This is a genomic window from Micromonospora sp. MP36 (assembly GCF_008119785.1).
Taxonomy (GTDB): Bacteria; Actinomycetota; Actinomycetes; order Mycobacteriales; family Micromonosporaceae; genus Micromonospora.
This window is the reverse complement of sequence record NZ_VSFA01000051.1, coordinates 24,027-39,727: the sequence shown is the minus strand read 5'-3', so window position 1 is coordinate 39,727 and position 15,701 is coordinate 24,027. Positions and strand designations below refer to the sequence as shown.

The 15,701-nt window shown below is 72.7% G+C and carries 18 protein-coding genes; 7 read left to right on the top strand and 11 right to left on the bottom strand.

Translation table 11 applies throughout. The annotated features are described in order from the left end of the window. Positions 1-45 precede the first annotated feature (45 nt). A complete protein-coding gene (locus FXF52_RS26400) occupies positions 46-879 on the bottom strand; it encodes an alpha/beta fold hydrolase (protein ID WP_148801026.1) in 834 nt (277 codons plus the stop codon). Between the two features lie 238 nt (positions 880-1,117). Here FXF52_RS26400 and FXF52_RS26395 point away from each other — a divergent pair, with 238 nt between their 5' ends. Together FXF52_RS26395 and FXF52_RS26390 are read left to right on the top strand one after the other, a co-directional pair. Beyond that, a complete protein-coding gene (locus FXF52_RS26395) occupies positions 1,118-1,633 on the top strand; it encodes a DinB family protein (RefSeq protein ID WP_148801025.1) in 516 nt (171 codons plus the stop codon). Positions 1,634-1,806: 173 nt separating this feature from the next. Then, the gene (locus FXF52_RS26390) at positions 1,807-2,463 is read left to right on the top strand and encodes a TMEM175 family protein (RefSeq protein WP_148801024.1); all 657 of its coding nucleotides are present in this window, start codon (positions 1,807-1,809) and stop codon (positions 2,461-2,463) included. A 305-nt stretch (positions 2,464-2,768) separates the two neighbouring features. Here FXF52_RS26390 and FXF52_RS26385 read toward each other — a convergent pair whose 3' ends face one another. From FXF52_RS26385 to FXF52_RS26370, 4 genes are all read right to left on the bottom strand, one after another. Continuing rightward, positions 2,769-4,355, bottom strand: a complete 1,587-nt coding sequence (locus FXF52_RS26385) for a DHA2 family efflux MFS transporter permease subunit (RefSeq protein WP_148801023.1) — start codon at positions 4,353-4,355, stop codon at positions 2,769-2,771. Between the two features lie 674 nt (positions 4,356-5,029). Then, positions 5,030-5,590 (bottom strand): GerMN domain-containing protein, encoded by a 561-nt coding sequence (locus FXF52_RS26380; protein WP_148801045.1) that lies wholly within the window; start codon positions 5,588-5,590, stop codon positions 5,030-5,032. After that, a complete protein-coding gene (locus FXF52_RS26375; RefSeq protein WP_148801022.1) occupies positions 5,590-6,942 on the bottom strand; it encodes a cell wall metabolism sensor histidine kinase WalK in 1,353 nt (450 codons plus the stop codon). Before FXF52_RS26375 ends, FXF52_RS26380 begins: the two co-directional genes overlap by 1 nt. Beyond that, positions 6,939-7,613: a response regulator transcription factor gene (locus tag FXF52_RS26370; protein ID WP_148801021.1), complete on the bottom strand. Its 675-nt coding sequence runs from the start codon at positions 7,611-7,613 to the stop codon at positions 6,939-6,941. Before FXF52_RS26370 ends, FXF52_RS26375 begins: the two co-directional genes overlap by 4 nt. Before the next feature lie 152 nt (positions 7,614-7,765). Here FXF52_RS26370 and FXF52_RS26365 point away from each other — a divergent pair, with 152 nt between their 5' ends. The 4 genes from FXF52_RS26365 to FXF52_RS26350 are packed head-to-tail and all read left to right on the top strand — an operon-like array spanning position 7,766 to position 9,477. Beyond that, positions 7,766-8,188, top strand: a complete 423-nt coding sequence (locus FXF52_RS26365) for an STAS domain-containing protein (protein WP_148801020.1) — start codon at positions 7,766-7,768, stop codon at positions 8,186-8,188. 19 nt (positions 8,189-8,207) lie between these two features. Then, the gene (locus tag FXF52_RS26360) at positions 8,208-8,567 is read left to right on the top strand and encodes a GlsB/YeaQ/YmgE family stress response membrane protein (protein ID WP_187413705.1); all 360 of its coding nucleotides are present in this window, start codon (positions 8,208-8,210) and stop codon (positions 8,565-8,567) included. Then, positions 8,564-9,175 (top strand): STAS domain-containing protein, encoded by a 612-nt coding sequence (locus FXF52_RS26355; RefSeq protein WP_148801019.1) that lies wholly within the window; start codon positions 8,564-8,566, stop codon positions 9,173-9,175. The genes FXF52_RS26360 and FXF52_RS26355 overlap by 4 nt, the downstream gene beginning before the upstream one ends. Beyond that, positions 9,169-9,477 carry a BON domain-containing protein gene (locus tag FXF52_RS26350; RefSeq protein WP_187413704.1) on the top strand — a complete coding sequence of 103 codons (309 nt, stop codon included), beginning with the start codon at positions 9,169-9,171 and terminating at the stop codon, positions 9,475-9,477. The genes FXF52_RS26355 and FXF52_RS26350 overlap by 7 nt, the downstream gene beginning before the upstream one ends. Positions 9,478-9,577: 100 nt before the next feature. On the opposite strand, the gene FXF52_RS26345 is transcribed toward FXF52_RS26350, so the two are convergent. After that, positions 9,578-9,934 carry a hypothetical protein gene (locus FXF52_RS26345; RefSeq protein WP_148801018.1) on the bottom strand — a complete coding sequence of 119 codons (357 nt, stop codon included), beginning with the start codon at positions 9,932-9,934 and terminating at the stop codon, positions 9,578-9,580. A 283-nt stretch (positions 9,935-10,217) separates the two neighbouring features. On the opposite strand from FXF52_RS26345, the gene FXF52_RS26340 reads away from it, so the two are divergent. Further along, positions 10,218-11,147: an ion transporter gene (locus FXF52_RS26340; protein WP_255472364.1), complete on the top strand. Its 930-nt coding sequence runs from the start codon at positions 10,218-10,220 to the stop codon at positions 11,145-11,147. 10 nt (positions 11,148-11,157) lie between these two features. Here FXF52_RS26340 and FXF52_RS26335 read toward each other — a convergent pair whose 3' ends face one another. From FXF52_RS26335 to FXF52_RS26315, 5 genes are all read right to left on the bottom strand, one after another. Beyond that, on the bottom strand, positions 11,158-11,781 hold the full coding sequence (locus FXF52_RS26335) for an LUD domain-containing protein (protein ID WP_148801016.1): 624 nt from the start codon (positions 11,779-11,781) through the stop codon (positions 11,158-11,160). Next, positions 11,778-13,178: a lactate utilization protein B gene (locus FXF52_RS26330; RefSeq protein ID WP_148801043.1), complete on the bottom strand. Its 1,401-nt coding sequence runs from the start codon at positions 13,176-13,178 to the stop codon at positions 11,778-11,780. Before FXF52_RS26330 ends, FXF52_RS26335 begins: the two co-directional genes overlap by 4 nt. 17 nt (positions 13,179-13,195) lie before the next feature. Continuing rightward, positions 13,196-13,969 carry a (Fe-S)-binding protein gene (locus FXF52_RS26325; RefSeq protein ID WP_148801015.1) on the bottom strand — a complete coding sequence of 258 codons (774 nt, stop codon included), beginning with the start codon at positions 13,967-13,969 and terminating at the stop codon, positions 13,196-13,198. Positions 13,970-13,971: 2 nt separating this feature from the next. Continuing rightward, the gene (locus FXF52_RS26320; protein ID WP_255472362.1) at positions 13,972-15,402 is read right to left on the bottom strand and encodes a rhamnulokinase family protein; all 1,431 of its coding nucleotides are present in this window, start codon (positions 15,400-15,402) and stop codon (positions 13,972-13,974) included. A gap of 76 nt (positions 15,403-15,478) precedes the next feature. Then, positions 15,479-15,697: a LuxR C-terminal-related transcriptional regulator gene (locus FXF52_RS26315; protein ID WP_148801014.1), complete on the bottom strand. Its 219-nt coding sequence runs from the start codon at positions 15,695-15,697 to the stop codon at positions 15,479-15,481. Positions 15,698-15,701: the final 4 nt, after the last annotated feature.

Genomic DNA, 15,701 nt, shown 5'->3' with positions numbered 1-15,701 from the left:
GCGAACCGGGTTGGCCGCCCGCCATACCCAGCGAGCGGCTGCCCGTCAGCGCTGCTGATCGTCGAGGAACGCGAGGGTGGCCTCGGCGAACAGGGGCGAACTGAAGATGTTGTAGTGGGTCAGGCCGGGCAGGATCGCGAGGGCGTGGCCGCCCTTCGGCCGGCCCTCGCCCGCCCAGCCGCCGTCGCGCAGGCCGCCGTCGAGCAGGTTGAAGACCTCGACGTAGTGGCTCGGCGGTGCCATGTCGGCATCGGCGGCGACGATCATCGTCGGCACCTGGAGACCGCGGATGTCCTCGGTGAGGTCGAAGCCCTGCGCCATGGCCTCGCCGATCTTGTCCAGCAGCCGAGGGAAGTCCTCGGGGCGCGGCGCCACCCGCTGGTAGAGCTGGTACATCGGCGTGTCCTTCATGAAGTCGGCGGCGGCGGCGCTCACCTGCCCCTGCTGCGCCCGCATCTCCGGGTAGATCGCGTCGGAGCGGATGTGCGCCGAGGCCGCGACAACCCGGCCCAGCTTGTCCGGATACCGCGCCGCGGCACGCAGCGCCACCCCACCGCCGAGCGAGTAGCCGACCAGGTCCGGCTTCTCCAGCTCGAGGTGGTCGATGAGCGCTGCGATGTCGTCGGCCATGAACCAGATGTCGAGGGGCCGGTCGATGTCCGCGGTCCGGCCGTGCCCCTGCAGGTCGACGGCGATGACCTGGTGGCGCGTGGCCAGCGCGGTGAGGGCCGGTCCGAACATCTCGCCCGACCCGAGGCCGCCGTGCAGCAGGATCAGTGGCCGGCCGGACCCGTGCGTCTCGTAGTAGAGGTTGACGCCGTTGACTTCTGCGTACTGGCCGGCGCCCTTGGCCTCGGTGGTCCATTCGGTGGCGGTCACGGTGATCCTTCCGTCCTGAGTGCTGGGTGCGGTGCGGAGGTCCGTCCGCCCGGCAGGCTCGGAGAGGCCGTTGACGGCCTTCCGGCGCGGGCGGCCATCTCACCTTACGCAGGCATCGCCGGGCGTGAGGGCAGCGACACCACGCGCTGTCCGCGACCGTCGACGGCGTGGGCCCACGACCCGCCGCCCGCACCCCGCGCATCTGCCCGGTGGCGGGAGGCGCCGATACGCTGGGCCGGTGGAGCGGTGCGATGAGTGCACATTCGCCTATGCGAGCGTGTCCGGCCAGGAGCTGCCGCGACTGCTGCGCGAGTTGCGGGCGCGGTACGCGGCTGCGCTGAGCGAGGTGCTGGACCTGCGCCGGCGACCCGCCCCTGGTGTGTGGTCGCCGCTGGAATACACCTGCCACGTGCGTGACGTGCTCCGCGTGCAGGGTGAACGACTGGCGCTGGCCCTCACCGTCGAGGCGCCGGAGTTCACGCCGATGGGGCGCGACGAACGTGCCGTCGCCGACGCGTACAACGAGCAGGACCCGGCGGTGGTGCTCGACGAGTTGGCGGCGGCGGCCGACGATCTGGCGGCCCGGTTCGGGGTGCTCGGCCCGTCGGAGCTGGCCCGCGCGGGCGTCTACCCCTGGCCGCAGCCGCAGTCCCGGACGCTGCTATGGCTGGGCCAGCACACCATCCATGAGGGGGAGCACCACCTGCTCGACATCCGCCGGGCCGCCCGGTCCCCGGTCGCCGGCGAGCTCTGAGCCGCTCCCCCGCCCGCGACCCGGCGGTGACCTCGCCGAGACCCGGTCGGTCCGGATCCGGCTGGGCCAGCCGCCCGCCCGGCCGGACCGGAGATCGACGGGCGGGCCGGGAGCGCGCGGCGGGTTCGCCGAGGCCGGCCCGAGGGATATGCCGGATTCGCCAGAATCAGGGCATGCACCAGGAGCCCGCCGAAGCCGGTCGACGGCAGTCCGTGGACGGTCACCAGCGCCGGAACACGCTGCAACGAATCGTCAGTTTCACCGACGCGGCCGTGGCGATCGCCCTGACGCTGCTGGCGCTGCCCCTGGTCAACTTCGCCGACCAGAGCACCGCCCGGCAGTCGGTGGCCGACCTGGTCCAGCAGCACCTCGGCGACATTCTCTCCTTCGCCGTGTCGTTCCTGGTCATCGCGTTGTTCTGGCGGACGCACCGACAACTGTACGAACGGCTCGTCGACTACGACGAGGTCCTCGTCGTGCTGAACACGATCTGGATCATGCTGGTGGCCTTCCTGCCGTTTCCCACCGCGCGGCTGTTCGTGGAGACCCGCCTGCGCGCCGACTCCGCGGCCTTCTATGTCGCCAACATGCTGGCCATCAGCCTTCTTGCGCTCGCGCAGACCTGGTGGATCGGTCGCCGACCCCAACTGCGTACGTCAGCGGGTCCGGAGACGGCCCCGGCGCTGCTGCCGCCCGTGGCGCTGTGCGTGGTCTTCGCGGCCGGGACCCTGGCCGCGGTCGTCTCGCCGACCGCCGGGCTGCTGCTGATCCTCCTCGTGCCGGTGGCGCAGTTCGCGGCCGCCCGGCTCAGCAGGTCGGCCGGCGGCTGAAGGCCACGGCAGGCCCGGGCAGGCGGTCCCGTCCCGGCACGATCAGCCGGCAGCGACGTGGAGAAGGCGAAGGAGGCCCTCCGGCGGGCCGGGCGCGGCTTTGGAGGCCATCCCCGATCAGCCGGTCGGTGCGACCGTGCGCCCCCGGTACGTGCTGGCATCGCCCTAACGGCCACGCCACCACCGCGCCGAGCGGCCGGGGCAAGCCGTACCGCAGATCGTCGTCTGCCGGGCAGCGAGACGGCCGGGGCCGCCAGGAGTCCCTGGCCGCCCCGGCCGCAGCTTGGATCGGGCCCGACGGCGGATCAGTGGATGACGACGGGCGCCGGCGTCTGCTCGGTCTGCTGTCCGTCGAGCAGGTGCGACGGCTTGCGCCGGCGAGGCAGGAACGCGGCCGGGATGAACGTGGTCAGCACCAGCGCGAACCCGACCCAGAACGTGGTGGCGAAGGAACTGGCGGCGAAGTCCAGCCCGCGCTCGATGAGCTGTGCGGGCACCGGGAACTCCCGGAGGAGCTCCGGCCGCAGCTGCGCCGTGATGGCCAGCCCGGCCTCGGTGATCGGCTTGCCGCTGTTGGGGTCCACCGCACCGGGGATTTCCCGGGAGCCGTTCAACTCGCTGGTGAGGATCACCGACATCACCGCGGCGCCCACGGACCCGCCGATCTGCTGGAGGATGTTGACCAGCGTGGAGCCGCGGGCCACCTCCTGGGCCTGCAGCGTCTTCAACGCTGAGGTCATGATCGGCATCATCGTGCCGCCCATGCCCAGACCCATCACGAACAGCGAACCGCCGAGCAGCCAGTATGAGGTGTGTGGGTCGACCTGGGTGAAGGTGAGGAACCCGGCGGCGATGAGCACCAGCGCGAACGGCACCGTGCGGCCCACGGGCACCCGGTCGGCCAGCATGCCGGCGACCGGCATGGTGAGCATCGCGCCGATGCCCTGCGGCGCCATCAGCAGCCCGGCGGTCAGCGTCGACTCACCGCGGATCTGCAGGAAGTAGCTCGGGAACAGCAGGCCGGCGCCCATGAACGCGATGATGAACACGAACATGGTCACCGACGCGATGGTCAGGTTGCGGTTGGCGAACAGCCGCAGGTCGACCAGCGGGTGCTTGGGTTTGAACGAGTAGACGATGAAGCTCACCACGAGCGCGGCGCCGACGAGCATCGGCGCCCACACCTTGGTCTCGGCGATCGTGCCGGCCTCGGGGAGCGAGGAGATGCCGTAGAGGAGCAGGGCGAGCCCCGGCGACAGCATCAGCATGCCGAGGAAGTCGAACGACTCGGACGGCTCGGGGTTGTCCTTCGGCAGCGCCAGCTGCGCGTAGACGAGCGCGATGACGCGGATCGGCAGGTTGATCAGGAAGAGCCAGTGCCAGCTCGCTGTGTCGATCAGCCAGCCGCCGAGGATCGGACCGCCGATCGGCCCGAGCAGCATCGGGATGCCGAGGACGGCCATCAGGCGACCGATCCGGTGCGGACCGGCGGCCTTGGTCATGATCGTCATGCCGAGCGGCATGAGCATGCCACCGCCGAGGCCCTGGAGGACGCGGTAGAAGACCAGTTCCGAGATCGAGTCGGCGGTGGCGCACAGTCCGGACCCGATCGTGAACAGCGCCAGCGCGATCATGTAGAGGCGCTTGGTGCCGAACCGGTCCGCGGCCCATCCGCTGAGCGGGATCACCGTGGCCAGCGCGAGCGTGTAGGCGGTCATGGTCCACGCGACTCGGGCGTAGGAGGCGTCGAACTCGTTCTGGAACGTCGGCAGCGCGACGCTGACGACCGTGACGTCGAGGATCGACATGATCGCACCGAGAACGACGACTCCCGCCACCTTGAGGACCGCGGCGTCGAGCTTGTCCGATGTCGCGGGGGGTTGCTGGGTCACTAACAGTCTCCTGGGTTCGTGTTGATCGGGGGCGGTGGCGGCACCGCGCTGGCGAGCACGGGATGTCACGAGGAGGGGCGACGTCCGCTGGCACAGTAGCGAGTGCGGGCGACAATTCGCGCTCGGATTCTCCGTGACCACCCACACTGGTTGACCCGGTCAGCGCCGGCCGTCGGCCGAGCCCACGCCCCACGCGTCGCTGCGCCCCCGGGTCGGACGCCCCGTCTCAGGCCGGCACCGCACCACGGCGGACCCGCCGTCTCGTGCTCGGCGCCGGCGGTGAGACATCGACGCCAGGCCTTGTCGGGTCGTTTCGGTGCACGCGCATCGGCGGCAAACCGCGCTGGTCAGGGCTAATGTTCGCGCAGTTGCCGGCAACCTCGACCCAGTTGCCGCAGGCAGGCCCGGCCGGGGGGACGCACGCGGTCGCGGGGCCCCGGCGGGCGCTGCGCGTCAGGTCTCCGCCCGCCGCCGATGTCGCGGGGCGGAAGGCGGGTGGAATCGCCCTGGGCCTGCCCGTGTCCCGCCGGGTTCCGAGGCCACACCGCCGCCGTGATCCTCAGCACAGCGGGCGGTTCGTCGGTTACCCGCGCCGTCCCGTGCCGCCGGTCCGCCGCCACCGTCCGCACGGCGGCCGGCCGGCGGCTCCGCTGGTCGGGTCGTCCCGGGGCGGGTCACCGCTGCCGGGTGAGCGGCAGGTAGTCGGCGGCGGTGAGCGGCTGTCGAGACAGGGAACCGTCCGCGCGGGGCACGTCCAACGGCCGCCCCGCCCGCTGGAAGGACACCGCGTCCACGTCCTGCCGCCTGGTGAGCGTGCAGACGATCTGACCGAAGGCGAGGATCTCGTCGCTGCGACCCGTCTCGTCGACGGCTTCCTCGATGTCGACCTCGGCGAGCCGGCCGTTCACCCGGGCCCCGGTCACCCCGACGGTGCCCGGCAACGCGCTGGTCAGGCCGCTGTCCCGCTCCGTGCTCGACGGTCCGGCCAGCAGGTGCTGCAGATGGACGTCGACCGGGGGCAGCGCGTCGACCCGGCGTACCGTCGGGTTCAGCCGGTCGTCGCGGACGAAGCAGAGGGTCTCGTCCACCCGGCCCGCCGATCCGGTCGGGCTGCCGGTCACCGGCGCGGGCGGCCGGCCGCGCGGCGCCTGCACCGGGCGGGGGAACTCGTCGACGGGCACCCCGCACCCCGCGAGCAGGACCACGACGAGCAGCAGTGCGCGCGACGACCGGATCACGGCAGGCTCCCCGGCAACTCCACCCGGAACCGCGCGCCGCCGCGCGGCCGGTCCGTCACGCTCGCCCGGCCGCCGTGCGCGGCGGCGTGTTGGGCGACCAGCGCGAGGCCGAGACCGGTGCCGTTGGTGTCCGCGCGGGCGTGGGCGGCACGGCCGCGGACGAAGCGGTCGAAAATGATCTCGCGGTCCTGCGCCGGTACGCCCGGGCCTTCGTCGTCGACCTCGATGACCCCGGTGCCGTCCCGCACCCGAAGGTGCACGGCGACCGGGCCGCCGCCGTAGCGGACGGCGTTGTCCAGCAGGTTCAACAGGATCTGCGCCACCCGGCGCCGGTCGACCAGCCACCGGCTCGGCGTGCCGGGCGGGATGCTGACCAGATCCTCGGGCAGGCAGCGGTTGCGGCACGCCTCGCCGGCCAGCGCCGCCACGTCGACGGACTCGCGCTGCGCGGGCCGCTCGGTACGGGCCAGCTGCATCAGGTCGTCGACCAGCCGCTGGAACCGCGCGACCTCGTCGGCGACCAGACCGGCCGCGGTGGCGGTGCGCTCGTCGTGATGGCCGCGACGGCGGGTGAGCACGTCCGCGGCGGCGGCCAGGGTCTGCAGCGGCGACCGCAGCTCGTGGCTGACGTCGGCGGCGAACCGGCGGTCCCGCTCGATCCGTCGGACCAGCTGGTCGACCATGTGGTTGAACGAGGTGGAGAGGCGGTTCAGGTCCGGGTCGGTGGCGGGGTCGAGCCGGGTGGTGAAGTCACCGGCGGCGATCCGCTCGGCGACGTCCGCCACGGCGGTCAGCGGTCGCAGGCTGTGGCGGGTGGCATACCAGCCGAGGGCGGCGCCGGCGCCGGCCACCATGATGCCGACCGCGGTGAGGGTCAGCGCCATCACCTGGAAGGTCTGCTCCACCTCGCGCAGTGAGGTGAGCTCGTAGTAGCTGGTGGTCGCCGACAACGGGACTCCGACGAGCAGGGTGGGCTGGCCGTCGAGGCGTACCCGCTGCACGCCCGCCTCCCCGGAGCGGACCAGCTGTTGCAGCTCGCCGGGGATCGAACTCGCGCCGATGTCCGCCGAGCGGCCGTACCAGCGGCCGTTGAAGTGGAGCAGCGGGCGGCGGATGCTGCCGGTGTCCAGCGAGCGCAGCACCTCCACCACGTCGGGGGCGTCGGTGTCCAGCCCGGTCCGCACCACCGCCGCGTCGAAGTAGGCGACCCGCACCGCCGCCCGTTCCCGCTCGTCGAGCAGCGACCGGCGGGTCAGGTCGTAGGAGAACAAGGCCATGGACGCCGCGAGCAGCGACGCGCCGACGGCGAAGGCGGCGGTGACCCGGGCCCGGAGTCCGAGGCGGGTCATCGCTGCAGCTTGTAGCCGAGGCCGCGCAGCGTGACCAGGTGCCGCGGGTTCGCCGGGTCGGCCTCGATCTTCTGCCGCAGCCGGCCCACGTGCACGTCGACCAGCCGCTCGTCGCCGGTGTCGTATCCCCAGACCCGCTGCAGCAACTGCTGCCGGGACAGCACCCGACCGGCGTGCTCGGCCAGTTCACAGAGCAGCCGGAACTCGGTGCGGGTCACGGCGACCCGCTGGCCTGCGCGGCGTACCTCGCCAGCGTCCGGGCTGATCTCCAGGTCACCGAAGACCTGCGCGGGGACCGGCGCCACGAGCGTCCGTCCCCGCCGGCGCAGGGCCCGCAGCCGAGCCGACAGTTCCTTGATCGCCACTGGCTTCACGAGGTAGTCGTCGGCGCCCGCCTCCAGCGCGGCGACGATGTCGTGGGTGTCGTCCCGCGCGCTGACGACCACGATGGGCACGTCGTCGTCGCGGCGCATCTGCCGGATGCACTCGAAGCCGTCGAGTCCCGGCAGCATCAGATCGACGAGGACGTTGTCGGCCCGGTTCTCCCGCTGCCGCCGCAGTCCCTCCTCCGCGGTCGCCGCGCCGTACGCGGTGTAGCCCTCCTCCTCCAAGGCGAGCAGCAGCGCGAGCCGGATCCGGTCGTCGTCCTCGATCACCAGTACGGCCGTCATACGGGCATCATCCCCGGGCGGGTGGCCGGGGCCCAACCGTGTCAGCCGTTCCCGGGTTTTGTCACACAACTGTCATGAAAACGCGGACTCACCGCCACGGTCGCCGCCCAGCCTGGTGAACGAACCGGACGACGCGCACGGGAGCAGGAGACATGACCGGGCCCCAACCACCTCCGCCGGACTGCACCGTGCCGCTGGTGGAGGTGGAGATCACCGAGGAACTGGACCGGGCGCGCCTGTCCGAGGTCAGTCACGTCCTCGACCGAATCCTGTCCCTGCGACCTGGCGCGGTGGTGATCGACCTGTCCGGATGCCGGCACGTCGACGCGGCGGGCATCGGGCTGCTGCTCGACCTGCACCGGCGGATGACCCGCCGGCAGGGCACGCTCAAGCTCCGCGACCCGAACCCGCGCATCCGTCGAATTCTGGAAATGGCCCGGCTGGACCAGGTCCTGCCGATCCTCGACACCTCCGGGCGGGCCCGCCCGGAGGTGGTCGACCAGAACCCGACCGGGCAGCGCCCGGCGGGGGTTCCGGTCGCGCAAGGACGGGCGAAGGTCGCCGTGCGTTCCTGAGGCCGGCGAGGAGGCAACCGTGAGTGGCAGTGCGCTCATCAGCGGACTCGCGATCGGGCTTGCTGTCGGCCTGGCCGGTCGGCTCCTCGTGCCGGGGCGCAGAGCGGCTCCGGTCTGGCTGACGGTCGCGCTCGGCGTGGCCGCCGCGCTGCTCGGCTCGGTCGTCATCCGCCTCCTCGGCGCCGATCTGGCCGAGCTCACGGTCCTGCGGCTGGTCGCGCAGTCGGGCTTCGCCGGTGTCGCGGTGTTCCTCGCCGTGGTCACCGCCGAACGGCAATCCCCGCGAGACGGGTACGAACCGGTGATCCGCGCTGCCACCGCGGCGCCGGCGCCCCGTGACGCCGCCTGTGAGCGGAGAGAACGAGAGGATAGGCCATGACGGTCGTACCGGCCGATCACCTGATGACTCTGATCTGTGACGACTGCGGTGACACGGTCACCGCGGCGGCCAACGTCCTGCCCGATGCAGAGGTCGTCTGGACGCTGGTGTTCGACAACGGTTGGGTCGGTTCACCCTTCGCCTCCGGCCCGCACCACTGCCCCCGGTGCAGCATCGCTGCCGAGACGGGCAGCGGCAGGTCGACCACCGGCCTGGGCATCGACTACCTCGACGAGGTCGCTGCCGAACCGGCCCCGCGGGACGCCGATCCGGCGGAGGCGGTGCGACGGGCACTGGCGGAGGCGATCGACCTCGGTGACCGCGTCCTCGTTGATCTCAGCGAGGTGGAGCTTGTCGACCCGGCGGGGCTCGGCCTGCTGGTCCGGGCCCACCAGGAGGCCAGGCACCGCTCCGCCGCGCTCTGTCTGGTGGCGCCCACCCGGTTCGTCCTCACCGTGCTGCACACGATGCGGCTGGACGACGTCTTCCCGGTCTACGAGAGCCGGGCGGCCGCCCTGCACGAACTGGGCCACCCCGCGTCGGCGACCGCCGCGTCGGTGGGCCCCGAGCCCGTTACCCCATCGACAGTCAAGGAGCCGCCGTGGTGATGCCCTGGCCATTTCCGCCGTTCCCCGACGACAACTCGTTCCGGTCGACGAACGAGGAATCGGAGCAGGAGAGCGAGGACCTTCGCCTCGCCGCGCTGGTGGCGCAACGGCTGAGCATCGAGTGGATCACCCGGCGCCAGCAGATCACCATCACCGTGCAGAACCGGGTGGTGATTCTCGCCGGGATGGTGGCGAACGTGGAGACCCGCCGGGCGGCGGGCGAACTGGCGTGGGAGGTCCCCGGCGTCGTCGACGTCTGCAACGCGTTGCAGCTGTACGGCCAGCGACGGGGTCACCGCTGACCCAGAAGCGTGCGGGCCGGCCGGACATTCGGGGCGGGCTGGCGTCCATCACGTCGGTCGAGCCGCCGCCCTTGATCGGCGGCTCGACCAGCGGGGCCGGTTACGACGTGGGGCTTCCGGTGCGCCGCGACGACGCGGCCGGGCGCAGTGCCGTGAGCGCACGACCGAGCGCCCTCCTCCGGTCCGGCCGGGCGACGATGGCCAGTCCGACGAGGATGACCAGGCCGGCCGCCAGTGACATCCCACCGAGCAGCCAGGGGCTGTCCGGGCCGGTGTCGGTGGGGCGGGCGGTGCCGACCTGCCCCGGCTCGGGGAAGGTCACCCGGCTGGTCGCGGTCTTCTTCACCAGGCCGCTCTGCAGGCGTACCTCCGCCTGCCATGGGCCGTTCGGCAGGTCGCGGGGGAAGCGGACGGTGACCGTGCCGGAGGTGCCGGGCGCCAGGGTGGTGCCCTGCACGACCTCGAACGGTCCGGCGTGCAACCGCAGGAAGTGCCGTGGACCCGATGAGAATTCGCATATCCAGTGGCGGTGGTGAAAGCCCTTACCGATGCGCCGCAGGCAGGTACATCGAGGAGCGTGGGCGCTCGTACGCTGTGCCGATGATCTCTCCGCCGCGCCTCGTGGACGCCGCGGCACGTCACCGGTGGCAGGGTGGCGTGCCGTCCGAAAGGGACAACCGGGAGGCCGGAGGACCGTCAGCCGCGGCAGCGGCCGCAGCGCGCGCGGCGAAGGTGATGTGGTGAGCAGACGACGCCTACCCCGGCAGGGGCCGGTCCCGCCCGCGTCCGCGTCGCGACTGTCGCGACTGGCCCGCTGGTGCGCCGGCGTGGAGGAGTCCCGCTGGTTCGAGGTGGCGATCGTCGTCGTCATCGGCGCGAACGCGGTGGTGCTCGGCGTCGAGACCTACCCGCACCCGGGGTCGCTCGGGACGCTGCTCCGGGCGTTGGAATGGTGCTTCCGCACGGTGTTCATCGTCGAGATCGCCATCCGGGTGCTGGCCCACGGCCGCCGCCCGCAGGACTTCTTCCGGCGCGGGTGGAACATCTTCGACTTCGCCGTCACCGCCGCGGCGTTCATCCCCGGCCTGCATGGCGAGTCGGCGGGGCTGCGGGTGATCCGCATCGCCCGGGTGGTGCGCCTGGTGCGCTTCTCGCCCGGGCTGCGCACCATCGTGACGGCCCTGCTGCGCAGCCTTCCCGGCGTCGGTGGATTCCTCGCCCTCGCCCTGGTGACGCTGTACGTGTACGGGATGGCCGGCTGGCTCATCTTCAAGGAGGCGTATCCCGAGGACTACGGCACGATCGGCCGGGCCGCGCTGACCCTGTTCGTGCTGCTGTCCCTGGAGACGCTGCCCGACCTGATCGAGCAGGGCATGGCGGTGTCGCCGTGGACCCTGGTCTACTACGTCAGCTTCGTGCTCATCACCGCCAACCTGCTGGTGAACATCCTGATCGCGGTGATCGTCAACTCGATGGAGGAGGCCCGCCGGCTGGAGATGACCGCGCGGATAGCGGTGGACGAGGACCGCGACGGCGTACCGGACGAGATCGACCGGATCATGATCAGCCAGCGGCTCGACGACCTGCGGACGCTGGTCGCCGAACTGGAACGCGAGCTACGGATCGACCGCGACGACGGACAGCCGAAGGCGGGTGCCCGGGACCGGTGATGGCGGCTCGTCAGCCGTGACCGGCCTGCCCATCCGGGACGAGGACCACGTGGAGTTGCCGGGGGCCGTGGACGCCCTCGACCCGGTTGAGTTCGATGTCGCTGGTGGCGGAGGGCCCGCTGATCCAGGTCAGCGGGCGACCCGGAGCGACCCGGGCCACGGCGTCCGGCACGGTGGCGACCACCTGGTCGGCGCGCAGCACGCAGACGTGCACGTCGGGCAGGAGGCTGATGACCCGCCGCCCCTGGTCCGGCGCGGCGTCGAGCACGATGGTGCCGGTCTCGGCGACGGCCACGGCCGCCGCGGTGACCACCCCGTCCACGGCGGCGATCTGCTCCGCGGTGAGGTTCTGGTCGGTCACCGCGGCGACCGTGGCGGGCAGCCAGTGCCGGGGCAGCCCGGGCGGGACCACGACGCGCCGGCCGCCGAGGACCTCGTCGACGACCTGCGCGACGTCGGCCTCCGGGCACCGGTGCACGGTGGCCCGGTAGTCGGTGAGCCGGTGCACCAGCAGGTCGAGGTCGACGCCGAGAGCGCCGGCCGGCCGGTAGTCGCGGGGCACCGCGGCCGGCGGCGCCGGCCGGTCACCGAGGGCGGCCCGCAGCCGGCCGAGGACGATCTCGCGTGAGTTCATCGCTCGGCCCACCACTGCCGGAAGGTCTGCGGTGGCGCGGCCGGCAGGTCACGGCTGGCGGTCCAGCCGTTCAGCGGAGGTAGCAGCGCGCGGCCAGCCAGCCGCGCCAGGCCCGCGGCGCGCTGCGCGGCCGCGTACAGCCGGGGATGGTCCATGGTGTACGCGGCGGCGCCCATCGCGGCCGCCTCGGTGGCCGGGTGGGGGGCCTGGCCGCGCAGGTGCACCAGCAGCTCCGGAATGTTGATCTTCACGGGGCAGGCGTCGTAGCAGGCCCCGCAGAGCGACGACGCGTACGGCAGGGAGGCGTTGTCCGGCACCCCGGTCAGCTGCGGGGACAGCACCGCCCCGATCGGCCCCGGATAGACCGACCCGTACGCGTGGCCGCCGGTGCGCTCGTACACGGGGCACACGTTGAGGCAGGCGGAGCAGCGGATGCAGTGCAGCGCCTGCCGGCCGACGGCGTCGGCGAGCACCGCGCTGCGGCCGTTGTCCAGCAGCACCAGGTGCACCTGCTGCGGCCCGTCGCCTGGGGTGACGCCGGTCCACATCGACGTGTAGGGGTTCATCCGCTCCCCGGTCGACGCCCGGGGCAGCAGTTGCAGGAACACCTCGAGGTCCGCCCAGCTGGGGATGATCTTCTCGACGCCCATCACGGTGATCAGGGTCTCCGGCAGGGTGAGGCACATCCGGCCGTTACCCTCGGACTCGACCACCGCCAGGGTGCCGGTCTCCGCGACGGCGAAGTTCGCCCCGGAGACGGCCACCCGGGTGCTGAGGAACGTCTCGCGCAGGTGCCGGCGGGCCGCGGCCGCGAGGGCCGCCGGCTCGTCGGTGAGCGCGGGGTCGACGCCCGGCATCTCGCGCAGGAAGATCTCCCGGATCTCCGCCCGGTTGCGGTGGATCGCCGGCACCAGGATGTGGCTGGGCCGGTCCCGGCCGAGCTGCACGATCAGCTCCGCCAGGTCGGTCTCCACCGGTTCGATCCCCGCTGCTTCGAGGGCCTCGTTCAGGCCGATCTCCTGGGTGGCCATCGACTTGACCTTCATCACCCGCTCGGCGCCGGCGGCCCGGACCAGGTCGGTGACGATCCGGTTCGCCTCGACCGCGTCGGCCGCCCAGTGCACGGTGCCGCCGGCCGCGATGACCGCGGATTCGAGCTGCTCCAGCAGTTCCGGCAGGCGGGCCATGACGTCGGCCTTGATCGCGGAGCCGGCGGCGCGCAGCTGCTCCCAGTCGGGCAGCTCGCCGATCACGGCACCCGACTTGGCGCGGATCGTGGTGGTGGCGTGCCGCAGGTTACGGCGCAGCTGCGCGTCCCCCAGCGCCCGGCGGGCCGCCGCCGGGAAGGACTCCTCCCCGCGCAGATTGCCCACCCCGCGCGGCGCGGTGGCCGGCATGCCCAGGAACGTGCGCGTCACGACCCCACCTCCAACCGGTCCCGCTCCCCCGCCGTCTCGGCGCCCTCCGTGCTGGCCAGGATCTCCGCCAGGTGCACGGTGCGCACGCCGGCTCTGAGCCGGGACAGCCCGCCGCCGATGTGCATCAGACACGAGGAGTCCCCCGCCGTGCACACCTCCGCGCGGGTGGCGAGGACGTTGCGCATCTTGTCCGCCAGCATCGCCGTGGAGGTGTCGGCGTTCTTCACCGCGAAGGTGCCCCCGAACCCGCAGCACTGCTCCGCCTGCGGCAGCTCCACCAACTCCAGCCCGCGGACCTCCCGCAGCAGGCGCAGCGGCTTGTCGCCCACCCGGATCATCCGCAGCGAGTGGCACGTCGGGTGGTACGTCACCCGGTGCGGGAAGTATGCCCCCACGTCGGTCACCCCCAGCACGTCCACCAGCAGCTCCGACAGCTCGCACGTGCGCGACGCGACCTCCTCGGCCCGGCTGGCCAGCCGCTCGTCCCCCGCCCGGCGGGCCACCATGGCGTGCTGGTGCCGGACCGAACCGACGCACGAACCGGAGGGGGCGACCACCACGTCGTACGGGGCGAAGACGCGGACGTGCCGGCGGACCAGCCGCAGCGCGTCATCCGGATAACCGGTGTTGACGTGCATCTGCCCGCAACAGGTCTGGTCCGCCGGGAAGACCACCTCGTGGCCGAGGCGCTCCAACAACCGCACCGTCGCCTTCGCCGCCTCGGGGAAGAGCGTGTCGGCGAGGCAGGTGACGAACAGCGCGATCCGCATCCTCAACCGCCCATCCGGTCCTCGGCGGCCCGCCACGCCGCCTCGTCGCCGCGCGGCTCGTACCGCACGATGTGCTGAGTGTCGCGCAGGACGGCCCGCAGCGCCGCCAGGTCGCCGGCGAGCACACCGGCGGCACGGGCCTGCACCAGGATGTTACCGAGCGCGGCGGCCTCGACCGGCCCGGCGAACACCGGCAGGCCGCAGGCGTCGGCGGTCAACTGGCACAGCAGGTCGTTGCGGGCGCCGCCGCCGACCACGTGCACGGCGTCGACGTGCCGGCCGGACAGCTGCTGCGCCTGGCGTACCGCCCGCCGGTGGGCCAGGGCCAGGCTGTCGACGATGCAGCGGACGGTCGCGGCCGGGCTGGTGGGGACCGGCTCGCCGGCCCGCCGGCAGGCCTCGGCGATGCGCGCGGGCATGTCACCGGGCGGCAGGAACCTCGGGTCGTCGGGGTCGACGACCGAGCGGAAGGCCGGTTCCCGGGCCGCCCGGCGCAGCAGGTCGGGCAGGTCGATGCCGCCCCAGGTACGCACCGATTCCTGCAGCAGCCACAGGCCCATCACGTTGCGCAGGTAGCGGATCGTCCCGTCGAGGCCGGACTCGTTGGTGAAGTTGGCCTGCCGGCTCGCCTCGCTGAGCACCGGGGCGTCGAGTTCGACGCCGACCAGCGACCAGGTGCCGCAGGAGATGTAGGCGAAGGACGTCCCCGTCGCCGGCACGCCCACCACGGCGGAGGCGGTGTCGTGGGAGCCGACCGCGACCACGTCGGGGGTGCCGGGCAGGCCCAGGCCGGGCCGGACCGGGCCGATCCGGGTGCCCGGCTCCCGCAGCGGCGGGAACAGATAGGCGGGGATGCCCGCGTCGGCCATCAGGTCGGTGGCCCAGGCCCGGCGACGCAGGTCGTACAGCTGGGTGGTGGAGGCGTTGGTGATCTCGGCGGTGACCTCACCGGTGAGCCAGTACGCGATGAGATCGGGGATCAGCAGCAGCCGCCGCGCGGCGGCCAGCTGCGGGCTGCCGGCCGCCGCGACGAGCTGGTAGAGGGTGTTGAAGGGCAGCTGCTGCAGCCCGGTGGTGCGGTAGAGCCGCTCGGCGCCGAGCTGCTTGGTCACCCGCTCGGCGACCCCGTCGGTGCGGGCGTCCCGGTAGTGCACCGGGTTGCCGAGCAACGCCCCGGAGGCGTCGAGCAGCCCGTAGTCGACGGCCCAGGAGTCGACGCCGAGGCTGGTCACCGGGCCCGCCGCCCGCAGGCCGTCGAGGACGCCCCGGTAGAGCGCGAGGACGTCCCAGTGCAGGGTGTCGCCGAGGCGCACGGGTTCGTTGGGGAACCGGTGCACCTCGGTGAGGTCCAGTCGACCCGGCCCGACGTGGCCCAGCATGACCCGGCCGCTGGACGCGCCGAGATCGACGGCGGCGAGCTGGACGCTGCTCACGCCGCCGCTCCGCTTCGCTCCGCGGCGGCGCGAGGCGCCCCGCTGCTGAGCCTGATGGTTCGCTCGCTCCGCTCGCTCACAGCAGCCCCCGCCGGGCCGCCCACACCACCGCCTGGATCGGGGCGGTGACGCCGAGCCGGTCGCAGATGGCCCGGATCCGGCGGCGCACGGTCCGTTCGGACAGCCCCGACCGCCGCGCCACCGTCTCCAGCGGCACACCCGTCGCCAGCAACCGCAGCAGCCTCAGGTCCGCCTCGTCCAACACCGGATTCTCCGCGAGCATCTTGGTCCTCATCCCC

Excerpts from the sequence above, each read along its gene's own strand:
- FXF52_RS26375 (WP_148801022.1), bottom strand. The coding sequence starts at position 6,942 with ATGACCCGCCTCGGACTCCGGGCCCGGGTCACCGCCGCCTTCGCCGTC.
- FXF52_RS26335 (WP_148801016.1), bottom strand. The coding sequence starts at position 11,781 with ATGAACTCACGCGAGATCGTCCTCGGCCGGCTGCGGGCCGCCCTCGGT.
- FXF52_RS26355 (WP_148801019.1), top strand. The coding sequence starts at position 8,564 with ATGACGGTCGTACCGGCCGATCACCTGATGACTCTGATCTGTGACGAC.
- FXF52_RS26330 (WP_148801043.1), bottom strand. The coding sequence starts at position 13,178 with ATGCCGGCCACCGCGCCGCGCGGGGTGGGCAATCTGCGCGGGGAGGAG.
- FXF52_RS26365 (WP_148801020.1), top strand. The coding sequence starts at position 7,766 with ATGACCGGGCCCCAACCACCTCCGCCGGACTGCACCGTGCCGCTGGTG.
- FXF52_RS26370 (WP_148801021.1), bottom strand. The coding sequence starts at position 7,613 with ATGACGGCCGTACTGGTGATCGAGGACGACGACCGGATCCGGCTCGCG.
- FXF52_RS26315 (WP_148801014.1), bottom strand. The coding sequence starts at position 15,697 with ATGAGGACCAAGATGCTCGCGGAGAATCCGGTGTTGGACGAGGCGGAC.
- FXF52_RS26325 (WP_148801015.1), bottom strand. The coding sequence starts at position 13,969 with ATGCGGATCGCGCTGTTCGTCACCTGCCTCGCCGACACGCTCTTCCCC.
- FXF52_RS26390 (WP_148801024.1), top strand. The coding sequence starts at position 1,807 with ATGCACCAGGAGCCCGCCGAAGCCGGTCGACGGCAGTCCGTGGACGGT.